The sequence below is a fragment of the Deltaproteobacteria bacterium genome, assembly GCA_009692615.1.
Lineage (GTDB): Bacteria > Desulfobacterota > Binatia > UBA9968 > UBA9968 > DP-20.
This window is the reverse complement of sequence record SHYW01000028.1, coordinates 15,677-39,125: the sequence shown is the minus strand read 5'-3', so window position 1 is coordinate 39,125 and position 23,449 is coordinate 15,677. Positions and strand designations below refer to the sequence as shown.

Below are 23,449 nucleotides of genomic sequence, written 5' to 3'. Positions count from 1 at the left end.
CGCCGCTTTCCCACCGCTTGGGCGCGGTTCTTTTCAGGAAAAACCGGCGCGATCGGCCACCCGAAGGCCGGCCGCGCCAAAATGGTAGCGCCGGCTTATTACAACGTCAGGCGGAGCTTCAATAACAACGCGACTTCATTGAACACCGCGTCGAGTTGCGCCTGCACGTTGCCGTTTAGATCGACGGTAAACATTTTGCCTTTTTGTTGCATGTTGTCGATGCAACTGGTCGGATCCAGTTTACATGGCAGTAAATCAGGATAGGTATCGCCATCGTTAAGCGTGGTCGCAACGCTGGGACAGCTGGCATTGACCGTATTGGGATCGTTGGCAATGCGGCCGAGCAAACACTTGGCGTTGTCGTCGAGACTGTTGCCGACGGCGGATTCGGGCCGGCCCACGGCGATGACGTAAATCAGGACGCTTTTGCTCGCCAGATTTCTAATCGTATTGGCTTCGGTCACCGCGGTTTCGCGGGCGTACCTGACAATGTTTTTGTAGAACGTAGCGCCGGCGACATTGCGCGCCGTGGGAGGATTGACCGGAAAGCCCGTGCCTATCGGTGGCTCGCCAAATAGATTGTTCCAGTACATTTTGTCGTATGCCGAGGTGAAGACCGAATGAATGCAATCCGTCGGCGGTGTGGTAATGCCGAGAGTCGTGCCAGAAATCGGATCCGTATTGCACGCCGCGCCGGTACGCCGGCTGCTGGTCGGACGGCCGTCGGTGATGAGCAAAACTGCTTTTCGGGTCGCCGAGCGGGTGGGGTCGGCGATGGCAGTGGTGATCTGCGCGTTGGCCACCTGCAGTGCTTCCATGGTGTTGGTGCTGCCGTTATTCGGAGCTAAAGCGTTCACCGCGGTTAGAATCGAAGCGATGGAACTGCCCAGGGCCTTTTCCGCCGTGCAATTTCCGTTGGTGGTGACATCGCCCGTGGTCGGCCCGCCGCCGCAACCGCGATAGGCGAAACTGTTCATGCCGATGTGATCGTCGACGGTAAAATTGTTATTCAAAAAAGTATTCACCGCGGTTTTCAGCGCGACGATCTTAGTCTGACCCGAGCCATCGACGATATTCATCGATCCGGATCGGTCCAAAACCATCATCAAATCGATGGGCCGTTCCGGGCCGGCTTCGGCGACCATGTTGACGTTGATGGTCGAATAGTCTCCAGGCAGCAAACCACTCATGAAGCGTAAAACAGTCGTGCTCACCGGCTCGCTACCCGAAACCCGGACAAATCGTATCGGCGCGCCGCCGCCGACGACCTTATCGAAAAACGTAACCGCCACGCTAACATTGCTACCAGCGGTGGCCGAGCAGCTATTGCCGCCGCCGTACACGACCTTGGCGCCGTTCATAACCATCGAGTCGCAGGCGGCCCGCGTTGCCGCGTTCTCAAGGCCCACTTGGCCCTTCAACGCTTTGGCGGCGGCGAGCGCGGCGCCATCGACTAAACGTGAGATCCGCGCCTTTTCCAAATAGGCCCGGCCGAAGTCCACGGCGAAGCCGACAAAGGTGCCAAGCAGAGCGAAGGACAGAGTGAGAAAAACCACAAGAGATCCGCGCTGATTTACTTTAAGCATAAAACCTCCGACCATTTTTTCGCCATCGAGCGGCGCGCCCCGTCAGTTGACGTTGGTATAAATTGTCCGCTCATAAAAATTCTTATTCATGAACTGGGTGCCGACGTAGGTCAGAACATTGGGCGTGTAATCGAAGAACACCTCGACGGCGTGAAAAGTTTGCTCCGGATCGACGTCGGCGATGCCGGGAATGATAACATCGCTGCCATCCGGCAAACCGATTTTGCTCCCCTGATTGAAACTGCCGCGTAGAATCTGACTTTCCACCCGGTAGTGGCACGGCTTGGGCGGACACGGAAGAAGCGGCTGCTGAGTTATCTTTGAATAGATAACCCGCCATTGAGGTAAATTGGTGCTCCGGATAAGCGGCGTGGCCGCGCTAATCACGGTGTCCAACGCAGTGTTGGGAACGGTTCCGCGCGAGGTCAAGTTCGCCCCTTCCCGCGTCGTATGCGTGACTGTCAGATAGGCGCTGATCATTTGACCTATCTCCACCGAGCCGTAGACCAACGCCAACAGGATCGGCACGATAAAGGTCAGCTCCAATATCGCTTGGCCCTTTTTCGAATAAATCTTTGCCAACATCGCTCTTCTCTCCATGCTAAACCTGGCTAGGTATTGACGAACGGTTCATTCTTCCACGTGGTATTGAGCACGAAGGGAATGCCGCCAGCGGGAAAAAAGCGATTGAAAAACGGAAACAGCGCCGGTTTCTTGACCGTCACGGTGACGAGCACGGTCTGGTCAGCCGCGCCCCCCGGCGTCGTGCAATTGCTCGGCAGCGGCAGCTCAGGACACTTGAAAACAAAACTGGGACCGAGAGCGGGACAAACCACACCGGCGGCGATCACATGGGCACAAAAGATGTCGTGCACTTTCTGATCTCTTGGAATGTTTACGCCAAAAGTGTCTTTCGTGGTTTGCCCGGTAACCATGTAGCGTCCGGCGGTGCGTAGCGCGTGCTGCAGCGTCACTTTGGCGTAGAGCAGATGAGAAAACTCGACGATCGCCATGAAGATCGAGAAAAACAGCATGAAGGCGAACGTCATCTCCACCGCCGCTTGGCCGCGCGAACGTCGTCTGCGCTCGCCATAGCTGCGCCAGCGAATGACACTAGTTACAATTTTAATAATCGAGCCCATAGCACTCCTTTCCGCGAAGAAAAGCCTCTGGGTCTTTCACAGGGTGTAGTAATGGCTGGGCACAGCGGCATAGCACGGATGCGTGACAGTAGTGTTCGCGCCGACGATGCACACCACAGCAACGCGGAGCAAAATTGTTCAAGCTTGATTAGAGCAGTCTCGATGCCAGTGCCAAAGTTTGCAACTGAAGATCAATGACTCACGACTTCGCACAGTTGGCAAATGAGCAAACGCATGACGCGATCGAGGACAAGCACGGACAGGAGATTCCACGCGCTGCGGCGGGATGGTCAGGTAACGAAAGGCGAGACTGACTACAAGCGCACAATTGGCGTGCGCCTAAAACATTCATGAACGTTCGCGTTAACAAACGCGTAGCGAAGAGACACACTGAAAAAGAGTAGGTAAATGTTGGCGGAAGTTTCGCTAAAATCGGAGCCGTCACTCATTCATGTCGAGATCCCGCAGCAGTCCTTCTCGCAGATCGTAAATCCAGCCATGCACCATCACCGGCTGGTCGTTGCGCCAGGCGGTTTTGACGATTTCGCATTCGCGCACAGCGTGGACCTGGGCCATGACGTTAAGCTCGCACAGCCGGCGCCAGCGCACGTCTTCACTCGGCGCGCCATCCAACTCCTCTTTGTGCGCGCGGTACACGGCGCGCACATGGGCCAGCCAATTTTCCAGCGGTAGGCCGGACCAATCGCGCAAGGCGGCAAGCACGCCGCCGCAGCGGTAATGGCCGCAGACGATGATATGTTTGACCTTCAGCGCCTGGACCGCGTACTGCAACACCGAATGCACATTGGTGTCGAAGGGCGGCACGATGTTGGCGATGTTGCGATGCACGAACAACTCACCCGAGCGCAGACCGACGATCTCATTGGCCGGCACCCGGCTATCGGCGCAACCGATCCAAAGATACTCCGGCGTTTGGATTTGGCTCAGGCGTTCAAAGTAGAGCGGATCTTCAGCCTTGATATTTTCCGCCCAGGCGCGGTTGTTGGCAAAAAGTGATGCTAAGAATTTCATTTGACCGTTATGGCTTTTTTAAAGCCAGCTTCCTCTCGTGAATATTTTTCTATAATCGCTCGGCGGCGAAAACAGCCGGCGACGTGATCGTTGACCATGCCAGTGGCCTGCATATGGGCGTACACGATGGTCGAGCCGACAAACTTGAAGCCGCGCTGTTTTAAATCTTTGCTCAAGGCATCGGACTCCGGGCTGGTGGCGACATAATCTTCTAGCGTCTTGAGACGATTGACGATCGGCTCGCCGCCGACAAAACGCCAAACATACCCTTCGAAACTGCCGAATTCGTCGCGCACTTGCAAGAACTTAACGGCATTGTTGATAGCGGCGAGCACCTTCAAGCGGTTGCGGATAATGCCGGCGTTGCCGAGCAGAGCGTCGACTTGCTTTTTGCCGAAGCGCGCGACTTTTTCGGCGTCGAAATCGGCGAACGCTTGGCGGTAAGCTTCGCGTTTGCGCAGCACAGTGTACCAGCTGAGCCCCGCTTGCGCGGCTTCCAAGGTCAGAAATTCGAAGATCGTCCGATCGTCATGCACCGGCACGCCCCACTCAAGATCGTGATATTCGACGTAATCCGGTTTGCTCATGTCGACCCAAGGGCAACGATCGATATTTTCAAAGCCTTTCATGATGACGGTTTGGGAAACCTTCGATACAACCGTACGATCCACCAGATCAGCGCTACCGAGAATCCGAGCATTATCGCGGTAAAGCTCGACAACCGCAGCATGGGCGGTTGCACATAATTGGCCTTGAGAATCACGTAGTGCATACCGAGCATCATCATGACAATCAAACAGCCCAGCCGTTTACCATGGGCATTTAAGTAGCGCAATGATTCTTCGCGGCGCGCCGGGGCCAGCCAATAATCGCGGTTTGGCACATTGGTCCATTGGGGAAACTTGCGCGGCAAGGTGCCGACGATAAAACTGACGAAAGACGACACGCCGATCATGAAGCTGAGCATGAAAAGCAAATAGCCGTTGCGGCTCATCCAACCGTCGGCACGATTGCCCGCGCCAAAGTGCGTCGCCACGATGTCCGGCAGATAGCGCGTCGTGTAGATCACGAACACGGCGGCGAACACGGTGAGACAAACTAAAGTAATCAAGGCGCTGGCAGGATTATCTCGTTGCATAACTAATCACCTTGTTGGTACCACGCGTAACGTTTGCCGTTCCAGTAAATCAAAGCGCTAGCCGATTCGGTCTTGATCACCAGCAACGCATCTCCTCGCAGTTTTGGCGGCGGCTTGCCATCCGCGCCTTTGCTCACCGGGCCACGCTGATAAACCTGCCAAGCGTCCATGCCGGGAAAGTCGTCGCTACCGTTGCCCCAGTCCTCGCCGGCGCCGACGATACTGAAGCGATGGGATTTGCCGTGATAGATCGCCATGCCGTTTTTGCTGCTCGACTTTTCTTTGATCAACAATGCCGTATCGGCGCGGCCGTCGCCGTCGAAATCACCGTGGAGATAAAATGGATTGATATGCGCGGATAGCTGGTAGCGCTTTGCCTGCGCACTCTTCTCAAAAGCTTGACGAATTTCATCGGGCAAACTCGCTAACGTAACGGAATCGATCTCGGCGGCGCTGACGACGGTGCAGCGAAGCAACAAGCCGACGCCGACAAGCAGAGCGAGACGGCCTACACGCCAACAATATAGTTGCGCGAACACAGCGGTGAGAGGAGAAACGTCATCGTCGGTGCCATTGGTGCGCCATCAGCGATGACGATTTCAACTTGACACTAGCGGCCCAAACTTTTGGTCAACGCTTCAAAACCTTCGGCGAGAGCGTTGTTGCTGTCCTCGGTAACCTCGCCTTGGGGCGTCAATTGATCGATCACTTCAGGTAGCGCCTGAGACATCGCTGCACCCGCTTGCTCGTGCGACAAACCAAGCTTCGCGGCAATGTCGCCGATAGCCGACGAACCGAAGACCTGCTGCAGCTGATCGGCGGAGATGCTGGCGTTCTGCCCCGTGCCGACCCAGGAATCCGCCTGCGCGCCGAGGCCAGCCTGTTGAAATTTTCCCAACACGCCGCCAAGCCCGCCGTTCTGTTGCAACATGGTCATCGCCAACTGCAGCAACATATTGCCGCCACCACCACCGCTACCGCCGGTAAGGCTGCTGAGAATCGCGCCCAACGGATTCTCTCCTTGTTGCGATCCCTGATTGCCGCCGAGCACCGATCCCAACACATTGCCTAACAAGCCGTCTAAAAGACCCATGATAAATTCTCCTTATGCCGTCACTGCCAAACTTTACGATGACGCGGATACTATCCTAGGTCAGCACGCGGTCGCAAGGCAGCGCGGTAACTCTTCAGTCCAGGTGGGTTTGGCTCAGCGCTTGAGCGCCAGCACAACCACGCCGGCGCCGACGAGAATAATTCCGAACCAATCTTTGAGCGCCGGCCGTTCGCCGAGAAATATCACAGCAAAAATCGCCACCAAGACCACGCTCAATTTATCCACCGGCGCGACCTTCGCGGCTTCGCCCATCTGCAAGGCGCGGAAGTAGCAAAGCCACGACGCGCCGGTGGCCAAGCCGGAGCGCGTAAGAAAAGTTCAGTTCCTCGAACTGAGCGACGAAAGATCGCGCCACTTGCCGGTGTAGTAAACGAACCAGGCGATGGCGCAAAGAATCACCATGGTGCGAATCAACGTCGCGAAGTCAGAATCGATGCCGTCGAGGCCGATCTTGGCAAAGATCGCCGTCAGCGACGCGAATACCGCCGACAGAAGCGCCCAGTAAAACCAGGACTGCGTCGAGGCAACGGTCATTACTCTAATCCTTTCGATTACCGCCGCGCCTTTGTCTCCAAACCGGCTAAATGAACGCGACGCGACGCGGCGCTCTGCTCACGCTTCTTACGCCGGCACAGTCGGCAGCGAATCGCCGTCGTATACGCAAACCCTTTCGCTACTTCATACCACCACTTCTGCTGCGTCCCTGTCCACACTTCAGCTTTCCCGCAATAGGCACAGCGAAATGGCCGATCGAGGTAATAGCCGCGCATGACGAAGTCGGGGGCACCGTAGCTGTTGTTCGGCGCGAGCGCTTGTTCGTTCACGGCAACGAAACGATACGGCGCGTGTTTGAATTCGTGCGCTTGCGCACGCTCCTTGCGCTTTTCACCGCGCCTTGCTCTCGCAGCAATGATCTCGGCACGTTTCTGTTTGCCGCTTTTCATAAATAGCAAAGGCTTCAGGTTACATCGGCCAACCGGCACGCGCCGACGAAATGTCCCATGCCGCTATCGTTGGAATCCATCACCGCGCGCATCCAGACCGCGCCGCATTTACCGCTGCAAACAGGGCAGGCAATTTCGAGCGCGCCGCCGCCGCATTCGGGACAGGATTCAGAAAATCTTCCTTGGCTCCAGTCGGCGCCACAGGTTAAGCAAGATTCCATGATGACGATCTAATCGCTAGGGGGCAAAAGCTGATAGCCACGCGCGCTTTTGCGCATTTGAAATTCAGCAAGAACCTTTTGCGCCGGCCCGCCGCCCTGATCGATCTCACGCACAACCACGATGGTTGCAACATTACGTTCATTCGCCGGCCGTTCGGTAAGGAAAACGAATCCCGGCGGAAACGGATGGCGGTAACGCCAAAAGCCGGCTGGATCGGCGTTCGCCGGCCGCTCCGTGCGCATGAAGAACTCCTCCGATTGGAGCTTTTGTCGATTCAGATTCGAGCCGGCTAGGTCGCAATATTCGCTTAGAACCGCCCACTGTCTATTTCGCAGCAGCTCACTGATGCGACTGACCGATTCTTGCGGCGAGGTAAAATAGCGTGATCCGCCTTCCGGCCGCGTCTGAATAACACAGCCCGAGAAACAAATTAAAGTTAGCCAAACGATTCGAACTGAACGGTTCATCGTATTTTCAACACGCTCCCCTTGAAGCAATGGACTTTACCTTCCAGCGCTTCACAAGTTAAGCATGACGCCAGGGTATTCACCGAGTGATCCAATTCGGCGGCAGGAACGATATTATCGCAGCTTTCTTTGGAATCGCTCTTGGTGCGATGTCGGAATCAGCACTCCGTAACACCGGAGATTATGATCTTGACCGGAACGGGCACCCGCTGCGGAACCACCTTCTAGGGAGCGATGTACTGATCAAATCCTACTTTGGAGTTTAGCAAAAGATCTTTGAGACTTGCGGCATGCACGATGGCATCGGGTTGTGTATGCGTAGTCCCGATCACTTTGAAATCGGCGGTTCCCCTCCCGCTGGTGTCGGTTCTTGGGCTTTCTGAATGAGCAGCTTTTTCCATCCGCCCGAGTTGGCGATACATCTCGGCATCGAGTCCGTTTAGGCGCCCATTGAGATCCTGCACCTCCGCCTGTTCCGCCGCGATGCGGGCGTCGCGTTGGGTCATCCAACGGGTCATTTCGTCTTTTAGTCCCTGGAGCCGCGCTCGCTCAGCCGGATCGGTCCTTCGGGCCAGGCTTTCGTCGATTTTCTCTAGCGTAGCATTTCCTACCCGGCGCTTGCGTTCCATTAGGTCGGCGAGTTTTCGGGCCTCCAGCCTAGCCGAACCCATCATCTCCGCGAGTTCGCGCATCAAACGCTTTGCCGTGCCCATTTTGTCGCTCAGCTCGACCAAGACATCAGCGTTGTTTTTAAAGAACTCTTGTTGCAACTCCCTGATCCGCGCCACTTGATAATGATCGGTCACGGTGGAAATTGGCGAGGTCAGGGTGGCGAACATGCCGCCACCGAGAGCACGCAATATGCCGGTGTCGACGGTGTCGCCGAACATGATCCGCTCCAACTCGGATTGCACGTCGCCGAAGGCATCGGCGCCGGTGCCGCGAAAGGGCACAAAAGTAGGATCGCCGCCCACCTGCGCACGCATCTCCACCGCATCGCCCCACGGAGCGGTGCGCAGCTCAGCTCCCGATCGCATCCAGTAAAGACTATCCCTCGTCGTGCCGGAACGAAGATCCGGCGAAGGTTGGTACTCGGTTGGTTCGAGAGTCGTCCCGGACGGCACTGGCAAACCGTCGGATTGAGGGCTCATGATTTTCCTCCGTCTGCGGGTGGATCAAAAGCACCTTGTAGCTTAAGCTGCTCGATCAAAACGCTCGCCGGACCGGCGGTGCCAACATGATGTAAGCGGCCCCATCGGTCGACAACAATGGGAGAGTTACCCAAAAGCCGGTCGGACACCTCTTGGGTCTCGACGAATCTGCGCGACTCATAAAAGAACACCCAACCAAAATCTTCCTCCTTGGTGAATTCATCGAGGAAAAGCCACTCCACGTTGAGACCTTGGATCAGTCTCTCGATTTCTTTTTGGGCAATCGCCTGGGCTTCTGCTTTGGTCATCAGTTTCTCCGTCAATGTGTTGGCAAAAACCAAATATTACGAACGTTGTCCCAACAATTGGCCATGCGGCCGATTTGCGCATCAGGGAAAAGCACCGCGCCATTGCGATTCACCGCATTGAAGACATGAGCACCCGGACCGCTGTTCCAATTGACCAACACGATTCCGCGCGCATCCGGCGCTCCATGAAGCAGCTGCTCTAAGCGCGCCCTGCCGGCAGCGCCGGTCCCGACGTTGCGAAACTTGTCTCCGTACACTCCCTCCAGCCATTTCGTGCCGCCCAGCCGTTGTTCGGGGATAGCCATCACCGGCCCTCGGCCGGCTAACGTTTCTTCGGTCGCATGAGCCGTGAAAGGACAATTCGTCTTGTGGCCTGAAGGATTAATTCCTTGGATATCCCTCAACACGTCGCCCTCAGCTTGCGCCCGGCGCGCTGTCGCATCGGCGGCATCGACGTCTCGCCGTGCCCGATCCAAAGCTTCTCTTTCCGCTTTTTGTCTCGCCGCTTCCTGTGTCTGCCCTGCGGCAATTTTTCGTTCGGCCGCATCGACGTCGCGACGCGCGCGCTCCAGCGCTTCCCGCTCGCTCCGCTCGACTCCCTCGCGCGTAGCTCGCTCAGCGGCTTCGCGCCGGGCCGCTGCGCTGGTCGAACGTTCCGCCGACTCTCGGCTTACGCGTTGCGCTGTTTGTCTTTCCGCCGTTTCTATAACGGCGCGTTCCGCAGCTTCGCGCTCTACGGCTTGCTTCACCGCTTGCCGTGCGGCTGCGGCCTCAAGCCGGCCACCAGCCTGACGCGCAGCGCGTGCGGCCTGGCGAAAGGCTCCGCCTGCCGCGCCACGGACGAGCCCCACGCCCATGCTGACCGCTCCAACCGCCTCATCGAGCGCCTCGGCAATTCGGCGCGCCTCCTCGCGGCGACTAAACTGCTCCCAGATTCGCTCTAAGTCGGGCAGCAGGTGTTGCTGTTGTTGTAGATAGTCATCGAGAGCGCCCATTGCCTCGGCCCACTTACCGTTGTAGTTCGTGACAAATTCGCGGGTCTTGCGAAGTTCGTCGAGGGCGGCGTCGCGCAACTGCTCTTGCAGTTTTTCAAACTCGGCTTTGTCGTCGGCTAGCGCGCGCATGAGGTCTTCAATTGAGAGCGGATTGAACCCTTCGACCCCCTTCTCGCACTCCGTCAGGGCGGCGATGCGCTTCGCTTGAGCGCCTCGCTCAGCCTCTAGAGCCACCGCCGCGGCTTGCAAGCCATTTGTTATATTTCCCGCACTTTCGCCTGCCTTCACTTCCAGCTTGCGAAGGCGCATCTCGCCCGCGGCGACTTCGTTAAGCAATTCTTGGCATGGCGAGCGCGGTTTTCCGATACGCTGTCGTACCAGAGCCCACCCGATGGCGCCGCCCGCGCCAACAGCGGCGATGCCGGTGGCGATATCGACGTTGGGCGGGATCACGGCGCAATCATACCAGCTGCTGCAGTCGTGCGCGGCGCCAACCGCGGCGAAGCCGAACAAAAAATAACAAATGAACCAAATGCGTTGTGAATAGCGGCGTAGAATTTTCATGCGTCCTGCCAACTGCGCGCGTACTTCTGCGCGATCGATCCTAAGACAACGCCGTAAGCGAAATGGCCGGTCATGCTCAAAGCGATGAAGTCCCATTTGTCGGTCACCTGAACGAACATTGGATAAAGCCCGAGCATGCATCCCTCCATGAACAGCGCTCAACCCACCGCGTAGTACCAACGGCGCCGTCCGAAGGTCAGTACGTAAAACAGCGCGATCGAGAGACCGTTCCAATAATGGTAAATCCAACCGGCAACCGCCGCCTGCGCCGACCCAACATCTTTGCCGGTGATCCAGCTACCGAAAATATAAATGGCCTTGAAGCTGTGATATTGAGTGAACAGAGTGAGATTGAGAGCCCAGCGCACCAAATCATAAACGATCGTCGCGATCAGACCGCCGATCACGCCGACGACCAGAGCGTTGAGCAATACCTGCGCATTGATCCAGTTGGCGAATGCCGCCAAGGTGAACAGCAGTAGTACCGAAGGCACACCGAAGAAGGTCAGAAAATACGCCATCGGTAGCGGGCCAAATAAATGCGAAAGCAGGGCGACGAGCGAAATGCTCGCACAGAGCGCTGCGCTCACGCGTAGCGCTACGTCGGCCAATTTTGTCATCGCTCCTGCCATCAAACTCTTCCTGACAGTTTCGTTATAGGCTCAGCGTCCTCGTCGCCGAGTAATAATCGTTCGACCCGTTGCGATGCCAAACGAAGGCCGTAGCCGATTACTAAACTCATGGCAAAAACCATCAGAATTATCACCAACGCCAAGGCGACATTACCGAAATTACCAAAGACGGTGAAGAAAGTAGGACCCCAGTTTATTTGCAATGACGCAAGCATCGGGTAATAAAGCTTGAAACTGATCCACATGAAGATCGCCGCGTTGGCCAGGATAATCGATTTACGTATCACGGCGCTCCGTCGTTCTTGCGCCGATGCCGCGCTCCGCCAGTGAGCCGAGGCATTTAACCCAAGGCTACTGGCAATCAGACCCAAGAGCAGAATCAGCACCGCTATTTGTGAAGCATCGAATGCGGGGAATTTCAGACTATTGAAAAATGTCACTGGACTGTAGGGCGGATAGAAATTATTCAGCGGTACTTGAAAGAGCACCAGCAGCGCCGCCCCCATGGCAGCGTACGAAATCACGTTTTGGCCATGGAAGCGGCAAGTCTCTTCGGCATCCCACTGCGCGCTCAGTTGGACCGGCCCTTGCAGATACCATCTCAACAACGCCACCGCGAGCACGACCTGAACCGGTGTCAGAGTCAGAAAAAACAGCGGGAAGTAAAACAGCGAGAAATTGAATAGCGGAAACTTCCAAAGATACGCCGGCAGCTATGACGGCAGCCACGGTATCAACACGACAATGAGGGCGAGCCCGCTCCACGCCGCCCACGCGATGCGCATGTCTACCGAAGCGATTACTCCTGACTCCCGATGGCCGGTAGCTCGCTTGGCAATATCCTCATTCTGTTTAATCTCCAACAGACGAACCGTCTGAAACAGTTCGCGATCCGCTTGCGCGCGCTGGCTTTCGGCCTTTGCCAGTTCAATCTGGCGCCGCAACCGCGACTCGGCGCTGGCGCGCCGGTAGCCAGCGAATCCTTCGCGCCGGAACACCACGATCAAATTCTGAAACTCATCGATCAACATGGCTCTCGGCGATCCTGCGTCGCCGGTGGCGGCGGCCACCCAGGCGAACTCTCGAACGGTACAGTATAGAAGAGTCGCCAATGCCGCCGGTGCGATGAGTTTGCCATGGAGCAAGAGCAGGTCGAAAATCCATGGCAGTCCTGCGCCCGGACGATGGGCTCCAACAGTAATGAATTGATTGGCCCAAAGTGCTTCGTGAGCGGTCAACAAGAGCAAAAGCACGGCGCTGGCAACGATCGCGCTCGACAATTTTCCCCAGAACCTCCACACGGCCACAAAGACCAGCACCACTAAACCGGCGCTGTAGGCGGCCCCCGCGATCGCGAACGCACTGGACACGCGGAACATAGAGAAGATAGGCACCCGTTGCTGGACGCCTCCCGTAAAATGCGCTGGCGGCAGATTGTCCCAGGTCATTTGCCACGGCGGCAGCAGCGTCACTCCCCTGAGCGACTCCACCGCAACACTCGATCCCAGCACGGCACCGACCATTTCGTAGCCAAAGCCGATGGCAAAGCCCAATAGAAAAGCATCAGCGACGCTGACCAGGCGGTGATTACGTCTTACCAACAGATAGGTCGCGACCGGCGCCAAGAGCACCAGGTTGCGCACGGTCATGGGCAGCAGCGCGCCCAGATAGTTATAACCGTATTCGCGCAAAGGATAAGGAACAATAATTTTTTCGGCGAGCGGCGCAGCCGTAAGCGCCATCAGCGCACCGAGTGCCAGGTAGGTTAACACGGTGCGCTCGCTCAGGGTCGCGCCCACGGCGAATAGGCGAATCAACAGCAGCGTCCAAACCGCCATCGATAAGATTATGATAAGCGCCATTTAAAAGTTCCACGGTGCGAGCAGCGTGGTCACCAAAATCTACTGCATTACGTTGCTCTCGCCTATAACTCTTGCCGTCCGCTTCTGTCAACCGTTGGCCGGCAGCCAGTCCGCTTATTCACGTATTCATCGGGTTCGCAAAATCGCTCGCAACCACAGCTTGACGATCAACACGGCATTGGGCGGTATCAAATCGCCCAACCCTTTGTCGCGATAAGCCAAATGCGGGCTGACGCGAATCTTTCGATAGCCGCCGGGCTTCATTCCGTAAAGTGAATATTCCACGCCCGCCATCGTTTACCGGCTCCCCAAAGTCGTCCTGTGATCGATGAAACGATAGCCATCGACTTTTCGAATCATCTCAGCGGGCACACGCTCCGCTTGTTGCTCGTTGAGCGGAATCTCATCGCCTTTGTTGCGAAAGAGCCGCCAATTGTAAATTACCGCGTCGCCCTTTTTGGCGGGCTCGCCGGTGCCTTGGTGCTCGTCCAACAGCTTGATGCTGCTCTTCAGGCGCATAAAACGTCACGGACAAGTCCGCTAGGTTCCCAATCGATCGCATCGCCAACTTTAATCTCGCCATCCGAAATTATCCGCGAATAGGCGCCGCCGCGCCAATTAGAATACAGCGCCGCTTGCAGACCGGAAATAACTTCGTCCATGCGCTCACACGGTTTGGTCTCGCCGCCAATCTGCAGCCGCGCGCTGCCGATGCGCAGTATCTTGCCGCGGGAATTTGCCAGCACGACGCCGCTCACTAACAAATTCGCCCGCCGCGCGCTCGGCGGCGTTGCTGAAGCGAACTGTGTCATCAGCTCGTCCCACACTTCTTGTTCCAGCAAAGTCACCTGGCGCGAACCGCCCTGGTCGGCGCTGCCAAGCAAGCCTTTGTTGGCGATCAGCCGCGCCGAAGTCACCGCATCCATCGGCCCGCGATGGGCGCGCTTGATCCAGATCGCTTCGAGCCGTGCCATGGGTAAGTTTAGTATGCTGTGCCAGGCAAGCGCTTAGCGAAAGCGCTGCATGAATCCTTCTTTTTCGATCTCGTCGAGCAGCGAGATATCGAGAAACTCATTGGGGTCGCGTTGGGGCGAGCCTAACTCCTTCATAATAGTTTTAAGCCCTTCGAGATTGGGACGGGGAAACGAATCGGTGCGCCGCGAGAAATAGTCGTAGGTCGCGGCGATCGCCTCGGACTCCCGTTCGTCGACGCGCAGATATTTTTTGAGAATCTTGATGCTCCCCTCGCGGTTGGTCCGCACATAGTGAATCGCCTCGATCTCGGAGCGCAAGAAATTTTTTACCAGCGGCCGTTGCTTCTCGATGAACGCGCGCGTGACCATCAGTGACGTATTGGGATAGGCGGCGAAATCGCCGATATCGGCGAGCACGTTCATACCGCGTTTACGGGCGATGTGAATCTCCGGATAAGAAAGAATCGTCGCGTCGATCTGGCCAAGCGTGAGCGCCAGTAGGCGCGCGTTGGTGGCGCCCGATTGCAAGACCGTGACTTGGCGCGGATCGATTTTCCACGCCCGCAGCGCCCATTGAATACCGGTGTCGTTGGAACCGCCGAAGCGCAGTATGCCGATCTTCTTGCCGATCAGCTGCTGCGGCGTCTTGATCTCCGGCCGGGAAACGATCTGCGCCGCCATGCGGTTCTCGATGGTGGCGATCATCGCCACCGGCACGCCGCGCAAGGCTGCGGCGATCGCCGCCGACGCCGAGTTTTGGCTAAGTTGAATGCTGTTGGAAACCAGCGCCTGCATCCCCAGCGCGCCGCCGCTGATCAACAGCGGTTCGAGATCGATGCCGTATTTTTTGCTAATCTCGGCTTCTTTATTCACCCACAGCGGCATCTGGTAACCGGCGATGCCGCCGTAGCCGGCGTAAACTTTCACGAGATCGGCGGCGTGAACTCCCTCGACGATAGCAACAGCGACAAAACAAATTGCGCCAATCAATTGCCAGACCGCAACCGAACCAAATCTCCCCTTGCCCCTCTTTTCCAAAGAGGGGAATTTATTCTTCTTCCCCCTTTCAAAAAGTGGGAGTGAGGGGGATTTTCTTCCAGACCGACAAGACAATTTCACTTAACTCACCACGTAGCGATGCAATTCGCGATTGAACTCTAACCCCAGCCCCGGCTTGGTCGGCACAACGAGTTCACCCCTCACCGGCGCTGGGACTTCTTGCCACAAACGAAACGACCACGGCATGTATTCGACGGTCAAGCCGTTGGGAATCGCCGAGATCAAGTGCACGTGAATCTCGGGCAACAGATGACTCACCACCGATAAATTGAACGCTTCGGCCATGGCCGCGACCTTCATCCAGTTGGAGATACCGCCGACGCGGATCAGATCGATCATGATGATGTCCGCCGAGTGGGCTTCGATCATGTGGCGAAACGGCGTGATGCCGTACAAACATTCGCCGCTCGCCAGCGGCGTCGCCAACGCATCGGCGACACGGGCCAAGCCGGAATAGTCGTCATGCACCGTCACGTCTTCGAGCCAGAAAAAATGCACATCTTCGACGCGCCGGCCGATATCGATGGCTTGATTGACCGACCAGCGCTGATTGATATCGCACATCAGATCGACATCGGGACCCACCGCTTCGCGCGTCAGGCGGGCGCGCTCGGCTTCCTTCGCCGGGCTCGTCTCCCCTGGCAAAGCCATCTGAGTTTTCATCTGCTTGAAACCGCGCTCGGCGAGAGTTCGGCAACTCTTCAACAACTGGTCGAGTGGATAGGCGCGCACCAGCGCGCCGCTCGCATAGGCCGGCACGCGCTCGCGCAAACCGCCGAGCATGGTCGCCAATGACTGGCGGAGAAACTTTCCTTTGATATCCCATAGCGCCATGTCGATAGCCGAAATCGCCAGGGTGAGAATCCCTCCCGGACCGGCGCTGGCGCCGGCGTTGCGCAATTTCTGCGTCAGCGCTTCGATGCAAAGCGGATCGTCATCGATGATAAGCGCGCCCAACTCATCGATGGCATGCTTGAGCGTCTTGCTGAGCGCGCCGCCGAAGAACGCGGCGCCGAGGCCTTCGATGCCGTCGCTGGTTTCCAGCTCGACGGTCACGAACATGTTATGGGTACGATTGTAGGCCGGCCCATCGGCCAAGGGTTCGTCGAGGGGCAAGCGGACGACTTGCGACTTGATCGATTTGATTTTCATTTGTCTCTCTTGCCTCAAGCCGGTGGAGAAAACAACCGCGTCGGGCGCCCATTGTCATGCTCATATACGTCGTCGGACGCATCTGCTACAGTGTCGTTAAATCGTCATGATGTCGCTTAGCGAAATTCGCGCCTATTTAACTCGGCTCCGCCCTTACCTGATCGCCAGTGTGGTGTTCTTCGGCGTCGGTTTCGCGATCGCCTTGATGATCGTCAACCGTTTTCCGCAAATGGCGGAAAGCTTCGAAACCTCCCTCGCCAGCTTCGTAAAGAACTTTCGCGGCCTGCCCAAGTTCGGCCTGTTCGCCGCGATCTTCATCAACAACACTCTCAAAACCTTGCTGGCGATATTGCTCGGCACTGTGTTCGCCGTGCTGCCGACTTTTTTTCTGATCGTCAACGGTATGGCCCTCGGCGTCGTCATGAGTCTATCGACGCAGTCGCGCGGCCTGTGGCAGTCCTTATTGAGCGTCTTGCCCCACGGCGTGATCGAGCTCAGCGCGGTTTTTCTCGGCACCGCCAGCGGCATCATGCTCGGCGTATCGGTGCTCGGCAAACTCTTCCGCAAGCGCCCAATGAAATTCACCGCTGAATTGAGTCAATCCTTCAAATTCTTTTACAATGTTATCGTGCCGCTCTTATTCGTCGCCGCGCTCGTCGAAGCCTACGTGACCGCCGAACTGGCAACCCGCTAGAACAAGCCTTAAAGCTGCATCAATCCGCAGTGATCGACCAATAGCGCCCTGATCTCGGCAATTCTCGTCTGCGAATACTCTGAAGCATCGCCGAGATGGCCCCACACCGGCGCCGGCCAGCAAGCATCGCCCGGCGTTCGTCCGACGACATGCAGGTGCAGTTGCGGCACGACGTTGCCGATGGCCGCGAAATTGATTTTTGGATAGGCGAGAGTTTTTTTGATGAAGCCTGAAAGCCGCGCCGCCTCGTTCATCGCCGTCGTGCGCAAAGCCGGAGGCAGATCGAGCAAGTCCGACACTTCGGTTTGCGGCACTAAGATGAACCAAGGCAGCGCGCTATTTTTGTGCAGCAATAACCAACAGAAATCGAACTTGCCGATCAAATGGCAATCGCTCAACAGCTGCGGGTGGATCGAGAATCCGCTCATCACTTCTTGCATCCCTGCTCCCAGCTTTAAACACCCGCGACCCGTAACGGTCAAAAACGCTTTCTCTCCTCCGGCATCGGACCGCCCCACAGCTCTTTCATGAAGCCGCTCTGATCGAGATGTTCGACAAACCTGTTGTCGAAAATCTCGGCGGGCTTGCGGCGGATCGTCAGGCCGTCTTCGCGCGCGACATCTAAAGTATCGGCGACCATCTTCGCCGGCACGATCATGCGCCGGTTGATGAGAGTCTTGGCGTAAGCCTCGTAAGCGGAACGCAACGTATCGCGATCGTCGATACGGAGAATTTTGCCGACCGCGGCCATTGCCGCGTCAGGATTTTTTTCGACAAAGTACACCGACTCGGCCAGCGCTGCCACGACTTTCTGCACCACCGCAGGACGATCCTTCAACGTTCGCGCATTGGTAAACAGCGAACTGTAAATGAACGGGAAGCCGAGATCGTTCAAATTATAAATGACGTTGAAGCCGTCCTTCTTACCGCGCGCATCGAGCGGCGGCTGAATCACCGTCGCCTGAAAAATATCCTGCGCCAGCGCCGTGTAGCGCTCCGCCGGCGTGCCGCCCACCGGATTCAACGTCACGTCTTTGTCCGACAAATTGAATTTTTTCAAGAACTCTTTGCCAAGCTTGTAAGTGAAGTCGCCGGGCCGTGTCACGCCAATGCTCTTGCCCTTCAAATCCGCCGGCCGCTTGATGTCCTTGCGCGCCAAGACCACGTACGGCAGTCCGACCAGCGGCGCGGCGACCAACTTGCCGTCGATGCCGCTGCCGATACGGCCGATGTTGGCGTCGGCGTTGCAGTAAAGAAAACTGATCTCGTCCGCTGCCAACGCCGCCATCGCCACACTGCCGCCGCGCACGAAGATATGTTCGGCGTGCACGCCATATTTATCGAAAAGCCGGTGATCGAGCGCGGTGTAAAGATGCATGAACCCGCCGGTCACCGCGCAGGTGCCGATGCGCACCCGCGCCACCGCCTCGCCAGGTTTGGCGAGATAAGGATTGGCGTGGGCCGCTAACGCGCCATTAAGAATGGAAACGAAGATAAGCAGAATGAACTTGATCGCGAGTGCTCCTGTTGAAGTCATGAACCGCTCCAGAGACTTTTTCCCCTGGCGTATTTATACGGGATACAACGCGAAGCGGTCAATGGAAGAAACACCGGCGCTTTTTATCGATTCGCATTCGAATCCCTTCCGTCATCTCTGCGACGGCGAGAATCCAGGCGAGGGCGGGTCACGACCCGCCTCTACAATGCGATTGTAAGATGCGGTGACCGAAGGGAACCGCATCACTGGCAACCACTTTAGCTACACGTACGAATAGCCAAGCGTCGATATCTTGAGCTGCGAGGAAACTTTAACCCCGAACGGTACGCCTGTTTGTATCGTCGCCGGTTTGAGTGTCTCACTTGGATTTGGCGGATTTTTTCCGTTGGAACTTGCCTGCCAATCGGCCCACAGCTTGTCGATGAATGAATGATGCAACCAAAACAACGGATCCGTCGGAGACGCGCCACCGCCCATACTCCCTCCAACCGCCCGATGCGTGCCGTTATGCACCGTTCCTTCCAGGAGCGTCTGAAATCCCGTAAAGGTTCCGGTAAACCCTTTCACCGCGTTCAGATCGCTGGCCGCCGCCAGCTGCGAAGCGTTCTAGTTGCGCGTCACCGACCAGCGCGCGACAAGCGCTGGACTATTGAGCGCCGCCGGAATATTTCGGTCGGTGACCGAGTCCCAGTACGGCACCGTTACGTTGGCATCGACCTTTTGCAATCGCTCCTCGAATAACTTGACGAACCGTCGATGCCAGGCAAGAAAGTTTTTGCCGCGCATTAGACCGGAGCCCATGCTCATCGTGTGCACGCTCCAGTCCATGTGCGACATGTCCATCGCGTCGACGTGCAGCGACACGAAGCGGCGGTACGCCGGCGCCGCCGCCGTCGTGCCGTGAATCGCATCGACCGCGGCGATAAACGCCGTCCACTCCGCATTGGTCATGTTTTTCTGATTTTTACGAATTCCCATATTTCCCTCCTTGGAATTTGTCTAGGAATGAATATTTTTCAAACTCGACATCCTGGTTTGTCGATTCTTCAAAATCCCTCACGGCCGATTGGTCGGCCGATACGGCGCCGGCGCTTCCTTGGGCTCGTGCACTACCGCTGCGGCTTTCATCCGCGTCGCGATCGACGGATGTTCAGTTACGCCGGTGCGAGCGAACTTGCGCGGCTCGGCTTTGCCGGCGTTGAAGGGCGGATGCGTCCACGGCTTATGCGCGGTGCCCTCCGGGTTGGGGCTGAACCGCGTAAAAATTGGCCGGTTGAACTTCACGCCGACGCTTTCGAGCTGGCCGACCATCCACTCCAACGCGATGTCCGACAATTCACTCTCGTGATTATTGGTCGTGTAGCCGCCGCCGACATCCGCGTGGGCGCTGGCAAAAGCGACCTGCTTCACATTCGCGGCCGGGTCCCAGAGCGTCGGCATAAAATCGCCGCGCTGCTCGTCCAGCGCGACCGCGTGAAAACCGTTTTCAACTTTTGTGCTCAAACTCGTGTTGGTAAACTTGAAGGCGTCGATGCGCTTGTCGTTCATGTACAGCGGCAGTCCCATGGCGCCGACGGTATCCCACACCGCTACCGACTTGAGCTTGTCCACCGCGATGAGTTGACTGGCATCGACCTCATCTCTCGATAAGAAGCCCGGCAAATCGGCCGCGGCTTCCGCCAGCCTGGCGAGAAAGGTCGGCTTCTGCGGCGCGTTCGATTGTTGACGATAGCGATACCAAACCCGCGCGCCCAAGCGGTACGCTGCGGTTTTGTCTTGAGTCAGCGGTTTGGCGAGCAATCCCTGAGATACGATCAAGCCGGCCAAGGCGCGCGCGGTATAGGCGCCGCGGCTAAAGCCGGTGATCACGATCCCATCGCCCGCCTCGTAGTTGCGCGAGATAAATGTATAGCCGCGCACGATGCGCGTGATGATCCCAGAACCGAAGGCGCCGCCCATGAGCTTGACGAGCGGATTGCGCGAGTCGCCGACGCCATGAATGTACTTCGCCACCTGAGTCGGCCGCGCGCCATCACTCAAAACCTTTTCCTGCTCGTCGGCATCCCGGATCGTATCCACGCTCAGCGAACCGGTAAGGGCTAAAAATAGTTTATAGACGTTGGTCACATCCGGCTGCTTGTCACCGTCGTCGTCCTTATCCGGACCATTCCATGTGCCGTCAGCGCAAAAAATAATTTGCTTAGACATGATTCAACCTCCGCAAGTTTTGTGATCGATAAAGTAATGAGCAATCGCAGTGCCACACGCCGGCAGCAACTGGCAAAAGAACAAGCATTGTAATTGGACGCAAATCTAAAGAACCCTTACACGAGGATCGCAGCAGAACAGGGAAACGAAGTTTACACAAGTGACAACCAAGTTGCCTGCGGCACGCCGAAAGACGGGCGCCGCATCCGCCGGAGGACGGATCAGCCTTAGCTGATGCTGCGCCCTTACTACTGCTTATTGCCTAATGCCTATTTCCCCTTCCACACTGCCGCGCGTTTTTCGGCAAACGCGCGCGGGCCTTCTTTGCTATCTTCGGTGGTCGCCACCATCGCCGAGAGATCGGCTTCCAAGCGCAATCCTTCTTCGAGCGACAACTCGATGCCCTTCTTGATCGCTTCTTTGATGAAGGCCACCGACATCGGTGCGCCTTTGAGAATTCGATTCGCTAAATCTTCGGCCGTTTTATTCACTTCGGCCACGGGCACGGCTTTATTGACCAACCCCAATCGCTCCGCATCCGCGCCGCTAACGTTGTCGCCGGTGAGGCAAATTTCCAACGCCTTCGCCACGCCGACGGCGCGCGGCAACCTTTGCGTGCCGCCGGCGCCGGGGATCAAACCGCGGCGCACTTCGGCGAGGCCGATCTTGGCGTCGTCGGCGGCGACGCGCAAATCGCACGCCAGCGCCATCTCCAGACCGCCGCCGACGCAGTAACCGCGGATCGCCGCGATAGTCGGCTTGGTCATGGCGCCGATGGCGCGCGACTGCGTGTGAATCGTCTGCGACAATTTTTGATTGCGCCGTTCGATCGGCGAGAACCAAGTCTCGGCCCGCTCTTTCAAATCCATCCCGGCGGAAAACGCCCGCTCGCCCGCGCCGGTAAAAATCGCCACGCGAATATTCGCGTCGTCTTCGATCTGCTGGCAGGCGTCGACTAATTCGCGCGCCATCAGCCGATTGATCGCGTTCATCGATTCGGGCCGATTCATGGTCACCCAGGCGATCTGATTGCGCACTTCAAAGAGAATCGTTTCAAAAGCCATATTGTTTCTACCTTTCATTCTTTGCTTAGCTGATTCGACGGATCGGTCGAATCTGAGATATGTCTTTGCGCCTTCGCCCCTTTGCGGGAGATACTCCGAAACCATTACGCGCTAACATCATTTCGCTTTTCGCTCCTGCGCCAGCCGTTCGAGAAACGACAGGTCTAACATCTCGCTCGGCTTTAGACCCAGCGGCGCCAGATCCTTGTCGTTCACAATCAAGTTCTCAATCGACTTGGCCGAAATCAGCGGCAAGCCCGGCGTCATTTGAGTGTAAACCCGGCGCGTCTCTTCCAATTCATCGCGCGCTTTCGAGCGATAGTATTCGCCCAAGTATTGATAGATTTTTTCCTTGTTCGCCTCGTCGCGATAAAAATCCATGCCGTCGGCCAGTCCGCGCATGTAGTTCATCACCGTCTCGTTGTCCGACTTGATAAAAGACCGCGTCGTCAGCACCGCCGAGATCGGGTATTCAAACGCTTGCTTGGACAAATCGACGTGCACGGTCATGCCCGCCTTGCGTGCCAATAGCGTGAACGGCGGCTGGACTACGGTGGCTTCAAGATTGCCGCCGGTGATCGCCGCCCAACGGTTGCCCATGGCGCCGGCGGCGATGATCGACACGTCTTTTTCAGGATTAAGTCCCAACTGTTTCACCGCGTGGCGCGCGATGAAATCCGAACTGGCGCCGATGGCGCTAACGCCGATGCGCTTGCCTTTCAAATCTTCCGGCCGCTTGATCGACGGAATCGACACCAAAAGATAGTCGAGCTTGTTGCCCACCGCGCCGATAAACGTCATCTCCTTCGCGCCGCGCGCCCAAGCGCGCACGCCCGCCGGTCCGCCTTCCATCTGAATGAACAACTCGCGCGCCAACAACGACTGTATCGCCGCCACGCTGCCGCCGATATGCACCGCGCGTAGACGCAGTCCATTCTTCTCGAACGACCCAGACTTATGCGCCACCCAGAAAAAACTCGTCGATCCGCCGATGGGATAGGAAACCGTGATTTCGCGGATGGGTTTAGATTGAGCATCCGCGTCCGGTGAGTGAACGAAGATTGCCGAGAGAAGAAAACCAATCGAGAGTAATAAAAATCTCTTCATTGCCGCTCCTTCACTAGCCTTACCGAACTCACAATCAATGCCTTCTTCCCACCCTCGCCCTTCGGGAGAGGGCAAGGGTGAGGGCTCTTCAGCACTTCAACGATCCGCTCCACCACCCCTGCAAGATTCGTCAAAACGTCATTGTTCCAAAAGCGCAGCACGCGATATCCCCGCGATTCAATAAATTTCGTCCGAGCGTCATCCGCCGCGGCTTGCTCCGCGCACTGACCACCATCAAGCTCGATCACCAAGCAACTCTCCACGCAGCAGAAATCGGCAATGTACGATCCTATCGGATGCTGACGACGAAATTTGGCGCCACAGAGTTGGCGATCGCGAAGGCATGCCCAAAGTTTTTTCTCCGCATCGGTTATTTCTCTTCGCAGCTTACGGGCGTGAGTCTTTTGATGATTTGGATAGGGTAGCATTCGTATGTGCCCTCACCTCTATCCTCTCCCAAAGGGAGAGGAAGTAAGAATCTCCGAAGACATTTCCCGTTTTCATCTCCCCATCTTCACCCTCGCTCCCAGGGAGAG

The 23,449-nt window shown here is 56.9% G+C and carries 31 protein-coding genes and 1 pseudogene; 1 reads left to right on the top strand and 31 read right to left on the bottom strand.

The window, feature by feature from the left end; translation table 11 throughout:
• Positions 1 to 98: 98 nt before the first annotated feature.
• From EXR70_09150 to EXR70_09040, 23 genes and pseudogenes are all read right to left on the bottom strand, one after another.
• On the bottom strand, positions 99 to 1,601 hold the full coding sequence (locus tag EXR70_09150) for a VWA domain-containing protein (GenBank protein ID MSP38642.1): 1,503 nt from the start codon (positions 1,599 to 1,601) through the stop codon (positions 99 to 101).
• 27 nt (positions 1,602 to 1,628) lie between these two features.
• Positions 1,629 to 2,186 carry a pilus assembly protein gene (locus EXR70_09145; protein ID MSP38641.1) on the bottom strand — a complete coding sequence of 186 codons (558 nt, stop codon included), beginning with the start codon at positions 2,184 to 2,186 and terminating at the stop codon, positions 1,629 to 1,631.
• 11 nt (positions 2,187 to 2,197) lie between these two features.
• Positions 2,198 to 2,728 (bottom strand): pilus assembly protein, encoded by a 531-nt coding sequence (locus EXR70_09140; GenBank protein ID MSP38640.1) that lies wholly within the window; start codon positions 2,726 to 2,728, stop codon positions 2,198 to 2,200.
• Positions 2,729 to 3,169: 441 nt separating this feature from the next.
• Positions 3,170 to 3,760, bottom strand: a complete 591-nt coding sequence (locus EXR70_09135; protein MSP38639.1) for a carbonic anhydrase — start codon at positions 3,758 to 3,760, stop codon at positions 3,170 to 3,172.
• The gene (locus tag EXR70_09130) at positions 3,757 to 4,371 is read right to left on the bottom strand and encodes a DNA-3-methyladenine glycosylase I (protein ID MSP38638.1); all 615 of its coding nucleotides are present in this window, start codon (positions 4,369 to 4,371) and stop codon (positions 3,757 to 3,759) included. The genes EXR70_09135 and EXR70_09130 overlap by 4 nt, the downstream gene beginning before the upstream one ends.
• A 14-nt stretch (positions 4,372 to 4,385) precedes the next feature.
• Entirely contained in the window at positions 4,386 to 4,898 is a 513-nt protein-coding gene (locus EXR70_09125) for a DUF1648 domain-containing protein (GenBank protein ID MSP38637.1), read from the bottom strand.
• A gap of 2 nt (positions 4,899 to 4,900) precedes the next feature.
• Positions 4,901 to 5,377, bottom strand: coding sequence for a hypothetical protein (locus EXR70_09120; protein ID MSP38636.1), 477 nt, complete (start codon positions 5,375 to 5,377; stop codon positions 4,901 to 4,903).
• 131 nt (positions 5,378 to 5,508) lie between these two features.
• A complete protein-coding gene (locus EXR70_09115) occupies positions 5,509 to 5,991 on the bottom strand; it encodes a DUF937 domain-containing protein (protein MSP38635.1) in 483 nt (160 codons plus the stop codon).
• Between the two features lie 114 nt (positions 5,992 to 6,105).
• A pseudogene (locus tag EXR70_09110) lies at positions 6,106 to 6,546 on the bottom strand (EamA family transporter).
• Positions 6,547 to 6,563: 17 nt separating this feature from the next.
• On the bottom strand, positions 6,564 to 6,956 hold the full coding sequence (locus EXR70_09105; protein MSP38634.1) for a hypothetical protein: 393 nt from the start codon (positions 6,954 to 6,956) through the stop codon (positions 6,564 to 6,566).
• Between the two features lie 14 nt (positions 6,957 to 6,970).
• Positions 6,971 to 7,177 carry a hypothetical protein gene (locus tag EXR70_09100; GenBank protein ID MSP38633.1) on the bottom strand — a complete coding sequence of 69 codons (207 nt, stop codon included), beginning with the start codon at positions 7,175 to 7,177 and terminating at the stop codon, positions 6,971 to 6,973.
• Positions 7,178 to 7,186: 9 nt separating this feature from the next.
• Positions 7,187 to 7,420 (bottom strand): hypothetical protein, encoded by a 234-nt coding sequence (locus EXR70_09095; GenBank protein MSP38632.1) that lies wholly within the window; start codon positions 7,418 to 7,420, stop codon positions 7,187 to 7,189.
• 449 nt (positions 7,421 to 7,869) lie between these two features.
• A complete protein-coding gene (locus EXR70_09090; GenBank protein ID MSP38631.1) occupies positions 7,870 to 8,796 on the bottom strand; it encodes a hypothetical protein in 927 nt (308 codons plus the stop codon).
• Entirely contained in the window at positions 8,793 to 9,104 is a 312-nt protein-coding gene (locus EXR70_09085) for a hypothetical protein (GenBank protein ID MSP38630.1), read from the bottom strand. The genes EXR70_09090 and EXR70_09085 overlap by 4 nt, the downstream gene beginning before the upstream one ends.
• Positions 9,105 to 9,115: 11 nt before the next feature.
• Positions 9,116 to 10,825 (bottom strand): hypothetical protein, encoded by a 1,710-nt coding sequence (locus EXR70_09080; GenBank protein ID MSP38629.1) that lies wholly within the window; start codon positions 10,823 to 10,825, stop codon positions 9,116 to 9,118.
• Positions 10,822 to 11,295 carry a hypothetical protein gene (locus EXR70_09075; protein MSP38628.1) on the bottom strand — a complete coding sequence of 158 codons (474 nt, stop codon included), beginning with the start codon at positions 11,293 to 11,295 and terminating at the stop codon, positions 10,822 to 10,824. The genes EXR70_09080 and EXR70_09075 overlap by 4 nt, the downstream gene beginning before the upstream one ends.
• Entirely contained in the window at positions 11,295 to 11,918 is a 624-nt protein-coding gene (locus tag EXR70_09070; GenBank protein MSP38627.1) for a hypothetical protein, read from the bottom strand. Before EXR70_09070 ends, EXR70_09075 begins: the two co-directional genes overlap by 1 nt.
• A gap of 90 nt (positions 11,919 to 12,008) precedes the next feature.
• Entirely contained in the window at positions 12,009 to 13,157 is a 1,149-nt protein-coding gene (locus tag EXR70_09065) for a hypothetical protein (protein ID MSP38626.1), read from the bottom strand.
• 126 nt (positions 13,158 to 13,283) lie between these two features.
• Entirely contained in the window at positions 13,284 to 13,451 is a 168-nt protein-coding gene (locus tag EXR70_09060) for a hypothetical protein (GenBank protein ID MSP38625.1), read from the bottom strand.
• A 3-nt stretch (positions 13,452 to 13,454) separates the two neighbouring features.
• Entirely contained in the window at positions 13,455 to 13,676 is a 222-nt protein-coding gene (locus tag EXR70_09055; GenBank protein MSP38624.1) for a hypothetical protein, read from the bottom strand.
• Positions 13,667 to 14,131: an MOSC domain-containing protein gene (locus EXR70_09050; GenBank protein MSP38623.1), complete on the bottom strand. Its 465-nt coding sequence runs from the start codon at positions 14,129 to 14,131 to the stop codon at positions 13,667 to 13,669. The genes EXR70_09055 and EXR70_09050 overlap by 10 nt, the downstream gene beginning before the upstream one ends.
• Before the next feature lie 33 nt (positions 14,132 to 14,164).
• The gene (locus EXR70_09045; GenBank protein MSP38622.1) at positions 14,165 to 15,121 is read right to left on the bottom strand and encodes an ABC transporter substrate-binding protein; all 957 of its coding nucleotides are present in this window, start codon (positions 15,119 to 15,121) and stop codon (positions 14,165 to 14,167) included.
• Between the two features lie 129 nt (positions 15,122 to 15,250).
• Positions 15,251 to 16,342 carry a mandelate racemase/muconate lactonizing enzyme family protein gene (locus EXR70_09040; protein MSP38621.1) on the bottom strand — a complete coding sequence of 364 codons (1,092 nt, stop codon included), beginning with the start codon at positions 16,340 to 16,342 and terminating at the stop codon, positions 15,251 to 15,253.
• Positions 16,343 to 16,448: 106 nt separating this feature from the next.
• Here EXR70_09040 and EXR70_09035 point away from each other — a divergent pair, with 106 nt between their 5' ends.
• Positions 16,449 to 17,036 (top strand): stage II sporulation protein M, encoded by a 588-nt coding sequence (locus EXR70_09035; GenBank protein MSP38620.1) that lies wholly within the window; start codon positions 16,449 to 16,451, stop codon positions 17,034 to 17,036.
• 8 nt (positions 17,037 to 17,044) lie between these two features.
• Here the strand turns inward: EXR70_09035 and EXR70_09030 are convergent, their stop codons facing one another.
• The 8 genes from EXR70_09030 to EXR70_08995 all read right to left on the bottom strand — a co-directional run bounded on the left by EXR70_09030 (position 17,045) and on the right by EXR70_08995 (position 23,341).
• Complete coding sequence (locus EXR70_09030; protein MSP38619.1) at positions 17,045 to 17,464, bottom strand: HIT domain-containing protein; 420 nt, start codon at positions 17,462 to 17,464, stop codon at positions 17,045 to 17,047.
• 50 nt (positions 17,465 to 17,514) lie between these two features.
• A complete protein-coding gene (locus tag EXR70_09025) occupies positions 17,515 to 18,573 on the bottom strand; it encodes an ABC transporter substrate-binding protein (GenBank protein MSP38618.1) in 1,059 nt (352 codons plus the stop codon).
• Positions 18,574 to 18,795: 222 nt separating this feature from the next.
• Complete coding sequence (locus EXR70_09020; protein MSP38617.1) at positions 18,796 to 19,128, bottom strand: hypothetical protein; 333 nt, start codon at positions 19,126 to 19,128, stop codon at positions 18,796 to 18,798.
• 12 nt (positions 19,129 to 19,140) lie between these two features.
• Complete coding sequence (locus tag EXR70_09015; GenBank protein ID MSP38616.1) at positions 19,141 to 19,512, bottom strand: hypothetical protein; 372 nt, start codon at positions 19,510 to 19,512, stop codon at positions 19,141 to 19,143.
• 78 nt (positions 19,513 to 19,590) lie between these two features.
• Entirely contained in the window at positions 19,591 to 20,742 is a 1,152-nt protein-coding gene (locus tag EXR70_09010) for a DUF2235 domain-containing protein (GenBank protein MSP38615.1), read from the bottom strand.
• 269 nt (positions 20,743 to 21,011) lie between these two features.
• Positions 21,012 to 21,911, bottom strand: a complete 900-nt coding sequence (locus tag EXR70_09005) for an enoyl-CoA hydratase/isomerase family protein (GenBank protein MSP38614.1) — start codon at positions 21,909 to 21,911, stop codon at positions 21,012 to 21,014.
• A 12-nt stretch (positions 21,912 to 21,923) separates the two neighbouring features.
• The gene (locus EXR70_09000; GenBank protein ID MSP38613.1) at positions 21,924 to 22,913 is read right to left on the bottom strand and encodes an ABC transporter substrate-binding protein; all 990 of its coding nucleotides are present in this window, start codon (positions 22,911 to 22,913) and stop codon (positions 21,924 to 21,926) included.
• A complete protein-coding gene (locus EXR70_08995; protein MSP38612.1) occupies positions 22,910 to 23,341 on the bottom strand; it encodes an endonuclease domain-containing protein in 432 nt (143 codons plus the stop codon). The genes EXR70_09000 and EXR70_08995 overlap by 4 nt, the downstream gene beginning before the upstream one ends.
• Positions 23,342 to 23,449: the final 108 nt, after the last annotated feature.